1 protein-coding gene is annotated in these 1,108 nt (G+C 61.1%); it reads left to right on the forward strand.

Features of this window, described 5'->3' with window-relative positions; all coding sequences use genetic code 11:
* Window positions 1-49: 49 nt before the first annotated feature.
* The gene (locus AWB68_RS45270) at window positions 50-1,075 is read left to right on the forward strand and encodes an IS30 family transposase (RefSeq protein ID WP_087650494.1); all 1,026 of its coding nucleotides are present in this window, start codon (window positions 50-52) and stop codon (window positions 1,073-1,075) included.
* Window positions 1,076-1,108 lie beyond the last annotated feature (33 nt).

Raw genomic sequence — 1,108 nt, forward strand, 5'->3', positions numbered from 1 at the left:
GGCGGCCTCAAAAGCGAGGTGCAACACCTATCTCGTATAAGGTGTTGCAATGCCCGACAAAACTACTTCATACCAGCAGCTTCAACCTGAAGAACGCCTCGCCATCGCAAGCCTACGACTGCAAGATGTGAGCATTCGGGCCATGGCCCGAATGCTCGGGCGCTCGCCGTCCACCGTGAGCCGTGAACTGACGCGGAACAGTTCTCCTGCTGGCTACGCATCAGTGCCAGCTCAAGCGCTATGCGCCTCCCGCCGTAGCGCTGGTCGCCGCCCCGCCAAGCTTTGCACGCAAAGCGTTCGCTGGCGGGTTGTGCTCACCCTGCTCGAGTGGAAGTGGTCGCCCCAGCAGATATCGGGCACACTTAGGCGCATGTATCCGACCGATCCGACCCAGCACGTATCGCATGAAACCATTTACACGGCTATCTACGCTCAGCCGCGTGGCGAATTGCGCCGCCAGTTGATTGCCTGCCTGCGCCACGGCCACAGCACCCGTATGTCCCGCACGCGCGGTACAGACCGACGCGGGCAGATTCCCGACATGGTCAGTATCCACGTGCGCCCGCCCGAAATCGAAGACCGCCTGCTGCCTGGTCATTGGGAAGGCGACTTTATCAAGGGCGCCGGAAATCAATCGTCTGTCGGCGTCCTGGTCGAACGGACCAGTCGTCTAGTGCTGCTCGCCAAGATGGAAGACGCCACCGCCGCTTCAGCGCTGGCGGGCTTCTCGGCCAAACTCAATTCGATTCCCGAACCCCTGCGCCAGAGCTTTACGTACGACCAGGGCAAGGAACTCACGCGGCATCAAGAACTCGCCGCCGCCACCGGCGTAAGCGTGTACTTCTGCGACCCGCACAGTCCCTGGCAACGCGGGACCTGCGAAAACACCAACGGATTGCTGCGACAGTACTTACCTAAGGGCACCGACCTCTCGGTCTACACTCAGGACGAGCTCGATGCCATCGCCGACAGCCTGAACAGCCGGCCGCGCGCAACCCACGCGTTCCATTCGCCATTCGAGGTCTTCGCTGCGACACTTGCCTCAGCGGGTCAACCTCAAAGCGCTAAACATTAACCCCCTCGTTGCACTTCGGTTTGAAACCGCCCA

It is taken from the genome of Caballeronia choica (genome assembly GCF_001544535.1).
Lineage (GTDB): Bacteria > Pseudomonadota > Gammaproteobacteria > Burkholderiales > Burkholderiaceae > Caballeronia > Caballeronia choica.